The organism is Paenibacillus sp. 598K, assembly GCF_003851045.1.
In the GTDB taxonomy this organism is placed as follows: domain Bacteria; phylum Bacillota; class Bacilli; order Paenibacillales; family Paenibacillaceae; genus Paenibacillus_D.
Genome location: NZ_BFBX01000220.1, coordinates 1 through 5787, shown reverse-complemented (window position 1 = coordinate 5787; position 5787 = coordinate 1). Strand labels below are relative to the sequence as shown.

Here is a 5787-nt window from a genome sequence, read left to right as displayed (position 1 = left end):
CGGCGATATGGCGGAAGCCCGGCAGCGTCCGCAGCAGCTCCATGCCATAGCGCGCGGCGATGCGCTCCGCCAATCCGCCCTCCAGCACGCTCGTGTAGATCGTTCCAGCCGCAGCCGCCTTGTCCTTGCGCTTCACCTGCATGCAGATATAATCGAGCAACAGTGCGCCCGTCTCGCCGGGCCGCAGCGTCCGGTAGCTATAGCTGCTATCGCGGATCGACAGACTGAGTCGCTGCGCCTCCGGGTCGAGCGCCAGCACGATGTCGGCTTGCACCGATCGAGCCAGCCGCAGCGCAGGCTCCAGCGCCTCCGGGGACGACGGATCGGGATGCGGCGCCGCCGAGAAAAACGGGTCCGGTCCGCTCTGCTCCTTCACCTCATGCACATGCGTGTACTTGGCGCGCTGGAGCAAGGTACGCAGCGGTTCGCCGCCTGTGCCGTGGAGCGCGGTGAAGACGATGCCGACAGCCCCTGCCTTCGCCTTGCTGATCTTGGCGAGCGGCACACTCGCCTCCAGATGGCGGCGGTAACGCTGGTCCAGCTCCTTGCCGACCATGACGAGTCTCCCCGACGTCAGCGCAGCATCCTGCGGCATAAGCGGGATGGCCAACTCATCCTCCAGCTCGGCCAGCGCTCCGGCGAGTCGCCCGCTCAGCTCGAGCGACATCGGCGCGCCGGTGCCGTCGTAGATTTTGCAGCCGCTATACTCCCTCGGATAATGACCTGCCGTGATGACGATGCCCGCTGCCGTCCCCAGCTCGCGCACCGCGTAGGACAGCTGCGGCGTCGGCCGCGCTTGCTCCAGCAGATAGACCTGCACGCCGCTATACGCGAGCGTGAGCGCCGCCTGCTGGGCAAAGCCCCGCGACGACAGCCTGCCGTCATAGCCGACGACGACGCCTTGTCGCCTAGCTGTCGTGCCTTGCTCTTGCAATAAGAGGGCGAGCGCTCGGGCGATCCGGCGGATCGTGTAGATGTTGACCCGGTTGCTGCCGACGCCGACCCGCTCCCGGACCCCCTCCGTGCCGAGCGTCAGATGGCGATAAAAGCGGTCGGTCATCTCGCTTGCCTTGAGCTCTCCGAGCTCCTTGCGCAGATAGCTCGGCAAATCCGCATGCAACCAGCGGCGGTAGCGGAGCTGTATCTGGTGATCCAGTTGTTCTGCGATCGCATTCATGGCTCGATTCCCCTTCGGCTTGTCAGATCTGTGTGATGGTCGACCATTCCTTGCCTAGCCTCACGATATCCTCCTCCACCAGACGAACGCCGCGCTGCACCTCGATTAGCTGCATCTCCGTATGCGCCCGCAGCGTATGTGCCGCCCGTGCCGGGATGATCGCCACATCGCCTGCTTGCAGGATGCGCGATGCGCCATCCAAGATCATCTCGCCCCGGCCGCCGAGCACCGTCCAGACCTCGCTGCGATCCGTATGGTAGTGGTAGCTGAAATTGCGCCCTGCCGCTAGGCAGACCCGCTTGGTTATCGCCGAGGTGCCGTCGTCGTGACGCATCTGGTCCAGCACCAGATAATGCCCCCAGCGCCGCTCCTCGTACATAGGCCGCCGTTCGTCATCGCGCAGCGCCTCCTTGATCCGGGGGCTAGCCGCCTTGTCGGCGACGAGGATGCCATCGGGACTGGCCGCGACGACGACGTCGGAGAGCCCGAGGACCATGATCGGGATCCCTAGCTCATTGAGCACATGCGTATTGCGGCAATCCTCGGTCGTCCGGCCTTCGCCGAGCAGCGGCGTCTTCATCTCCTCCGTCAGCGTGTTCCAGGTGCCGAGATCCTTCCAGTAGCCGTCGTAACGCAGCGCCTCGATATGCGAAGCCTGCTCCACGACCTCATAGTCGAAGCTCGTCTTGGCCAGCCGCTCATACTGCTCGCAGAGGCCGTCATAGTGGATCGGCAGTCCCCGGTCGATCAGCAGTTGGATCAGATAGCCCAGCTTGAAGGCAAATACGCCGCAGTTCCACAACGCGCCCTCGGCGATCAGCGCTGTGGCCGTCGTCTCGTCCGGCTTTTCGGTGAAGCGGCGGACCCGGCGGCTTGCGCCGTCGCCTGTCCCGGGCACTGCGAACCGGGCCAGTTGTTCCGGGAGCGCGGACGCGCCTTCCGATGCGTTACGCTTCTCAGCGGACATTCCCTCAGGCAACCTGCGGTCGCGCAGGCCATCGACAGCTTCGGCGTCAGCGGCGTCTTGCGCGGCGTCCGGCTCAGGGACGATGTAGCCGTATTTGGCCGAGGGGTAGGTCGGCGTCACGCCCATCAGCGCCATATCGCAGCCGGTGCGGCGGATCACAGCCTCGAGCTCGCCCACCCGGCGAAAAAACTCATCCTCGACGTACGGATCGACCGGCAGCACCGCTACCGTCTCCTCCAGACTGACGCCGACGATCGAGTACAGATAGACCGCCGACAGCGCAATCGCCGGGAAGGTGTCGCGTCGGCACGGCTCGACGATAAGCGGCACCTCCGGCCCGACATGGGCGCGCAGCAGCTCCTCCTGCGCCTGCCCGGTGGCGATGTAGGCCGACTCGCGCACGCCGCTCTCGCCCAACTGCCGCCAGACGCGCTCCACCATCGATTCCATGCGTCCTCCCGGTCCCTCCAGCACACGGAGGAATTGCTTGGACCGCGCATCATTGGACAGCGGCCACAATCGCTTGCCCGAGCCGCCCGATAACAAGATCAGCTTCATATCCCCACTCCCTCCATTCGCCTGTTCCTTCGTTGACCTATGCCTTGCCGCTGCGTACGACGCTCGGCTGCAATACATCACCCCCGCGACACCAGACCTGCCGCTGTCGCACATGGCATCGCCAGCTCTACAACGCCAGATCCGCCCCTGGGCAGCTGTGGCCACTCAGTCCTGGGGAAAGCAGAGCCGCCCGTGCTCCACTCGCTCACCCCTCGGCCCGCCGCAGCTGCCGGGACCTGCGCCGCTCGGAGCTGCTGGCCCCCGGCTGCATCAGCAGCTGCAGGAAAATATCCTCCAGCCGCTCATTAAGCCGATGAATGTCGTAGCTCTGCTCGACAATCTCCCGCCCGCGCAGGCTCATCTGCGGCCAGTGCTGACGATTGTCCGCCAGGAGCTTCAGCTTGTGTGCGAGCCCTTGCTCGTCGCGCTCCGGCACCAGATAGCCGCTCGCTCCGTCCTCCACCAGCTCGGGGATGCCGCTGTGCCAGGTCGATACGATCGGCAGACCGATCGCCATCGCCTCCATCAGCACGACCGGGATGCCCTCCTGATCGCCGTCGGCCGCCGTCACGCTGGGCGCGACCATCACATCCGAGCGGCGCAGGAGGTCCAGCACCTCGCGCTGCGCCTTGGGCCCGACCAGCCGAATGCTCCGGCCCATCTTCAGCGACAGGACGAGCTCCTCCAGCTTGCCGCGCAGCGGCCCGTCGCCGATGATCGTGTACTCCACCTGCCGCCCCTCTGCGGCCAAGGCAGCGACGGCGCGGATCGCATAGGCGACGCCTTTTTTCTCCACCAGTCGGGCGATCGTCACCAGCCGCAGCGGCTGATCGTCCGACTGTACAGGCAGACGGTACGCGAAGCGCGCCGAGTCGATCCCCATCCGATGCACCGTGATGCGCGACGCCGGACAGCCCAGCTCGACGAGCCGCGTCCGCCAGCGGTCGCTGATTGGCAGGAACAGATCGCCTTGGCGGAATAGCTCGCGATACGTCTGCTCTCCATGCTGGCGGAGATAGGAGGTGATGTCCGCGCCGTGGAAGGTCGTGATGAGTTGCCCACGCAGCAGTCCCGTCCGCCGCAGCGCCGCCGCGAGCTTGCCAGTCGGGCCGAAGTGGCAATAGATGATGTCATACTCCCCGCTCCCGGCCTCCAGCAGCGATATCGCCGAGTAGAACAGGTTCAGCGACCACGCCTCCCGGCCATGCCGCAGCGGATTAAGCGCGCCGAGCAGCGCCGCCGGAGAGCGATGCAGATGGCGGGCCAGCAGCGGCAGCAGTCTCGCGTACCGCGCCAGCTTGCCGGGCGGCATCTGTCGATAGCGGCAGCGGGCATCGAGTCCGTACGCCTCCACATCGGGATGACGCGTCGACTCCGCCCTCGGCGCCGTGGCGTAGATATCCACCTCATGCCCGCGATCGAGCAGCCCCGTCACCTGATTCAGCACGAACGTCTCGGACAAAGCGGGGAAATAATCGGCGAACACCGCAATCCTCACGGTCCTCACTCCTCTCCTGTATCGTAAATGCGCGCTGCCCCTAACTCGGCGGTCACGGCCAACGCCGCGCCGCCGACCTTGGCGACTGCCGGGCAGCCGCACGTTGAGCGACCGTAGCCAGTCGATCAGGCACAGCGCTAGCCAGCATCCGCTGGCGGTCAGCCCGGCGCGTCAGCGCGCCGCCTCCAGCGCTCTCGCGCCGCGCCGCCGCGCCTTGAGCGCTCGCAGCCAGTCGATCAGGCGCAGCGCTAGCCAGCATCCGCTGGCGGACAGCCCGGCGCGTCAGGGCGCCGCCTCCAGTGCCCTCGCGCCGCGCCGCCGCGCCTTGAGCGCTCGCAGCCGGTCGATCAGGCGCAGCGCCCGCTCGCGCCTGCCGGCCCGCCGATCCGCGAAGCGTACTGCCATCCGCAGCAGCCAGCCCTTGAGCGAGCGATGCTCCTCCAGCGCCAGCTGCAGCAGTTGGTCCGCCTTCGCCAGATCGCGATCCTGGACGATCGCCGCCTTCGCCAGACCTTGCAGGACGCCGGACAGCCGCTTCGACCGCTTGCGAAAAAACAAGCCATGCGCCCCATGACGATCGATCAGATCGCGCCCGGTCGCGACGCGCAGCTCGACGCACTGGCGGCCCAGCTCGGCAAGGTATTGCTGGACCATCATCTTGTCCACCGAGGCGCTCACCCCGTCCGGCAACGTGTATCGCCGGTACAGCAGCCGATCGACGCTGGCGAACTCGGTGATGAGCGCCATCCGCAACCACAGGTCGTAATCCTGGGTGAACTTGAAAATCTCGCGGTAGCCGCCCGCCTGCTCGTACACCGAGCGACGAAACATCACCTCGCCATGCGTGTAGACGTTATGGCGGAGCAGCTGCGCCAGCGCCGGCTCGCCCTCCCGCAGCTTGTGGAAGATCGCCGTCTCGCCGGTGACGATGTTGCGATTTTCGACGATGCAGCCGACGACGCCGACCTCCGGCTGCGCCGCCAACAGCGCTGCTTGCTCCTCGATGCGTTCCGGATAGGAGATATCTCCCGACCCGTGGATCGCGATCCACTCGCCGCTGCTCGCCGCCACCGCCTCGATGATCGAGCGGGTGAAGCCGCGATTGCTGTGGCTGATCACCCGCAGACGCGGATCGCTCCACTGCTGCAGACGCGCCAGCGTATCGTCGGTCGATCCGTCGTCGACGACGATGATCTCCAGGTCCTCATAGGTCTGACTGAGCAGGCTGCGGATCGATTCGTCCACTTGATCCCCCCGGTTGTAGTACACCGTCAGTACCGACACCTTCATACCGACCACCCCCTATCTTCCTCTCGTATTCCCTCTCGTATTCCCTCTCGTACTTCCTCTCCTACTCCCCTTCCTCTACTTCCTCTACCTCCTCTACCTCCTCTTCTAAATAGCTCTGCTAACTGCAAAAATGCATTTATTTCTGCCTGAAAAAGCATACGCCGACCTCACAACTGCAAAAGTGCACTTATTTTCGCCATATGTCGCTTATACCGACCAAACCAGCCTTTTTAACTGCACTTTTGCAGTTATAGGAGCCAATTATGCCGTTTTTCCAAAAAATAAAGGTATTATTGC

At 65.0% G+C, this 5787-nt stretch carries 4 protein-coding genes; all 4 read right to left on the bottom strand.

Features of this window, described 5'->3' with window-relative positions; all coding sequences use genetic code 11:
• On the bottom strand, positions 1-1177 hold a 1177-nt coding region (locus PA598K_RS34690; RefSeq protein ID WP_128661268.1), incomplete at its 3' end, for a phospho-sugar mutase.
• Positions 1178-1199: 22 nt separating this feature from the next.
• Entirely contained in the window at positions 1200-2702 is a 1503-nt protein-coding gene (locus PA598K_RS34685; RefSeq protein WP_128661267.1) for a sugar phosphate nucleotidyltransferase, read from the bottom strand.
• 205 nt (positions 2703-2907) lie between these two features.
• Positions 2908-4200 (bottom strand): glycosyltransferase, encoded by a 1293-nt coding sequence (locus PA598K_RS34680; RefSeq protein ID WP_128661266.1) that lies wholly within the window; start codon positions 4198-4200, stop codon positions 2908-2910.
• Between the two features lie 282 nt (positions 4201-4482).
• The gene (locus PA598K_RS34670) at positions 4483-5490 is read right to left on the bottom strand and encodes a glycosyltransferase (protein ID WP_128661264.1); all 1008 of its coding nucleotides are present in this window, start codon (positions 5488-5490) and stop codon (positions 4483-4485) included.
• Positions 5491-5787 lie beyond the last annotated feature (297 nt).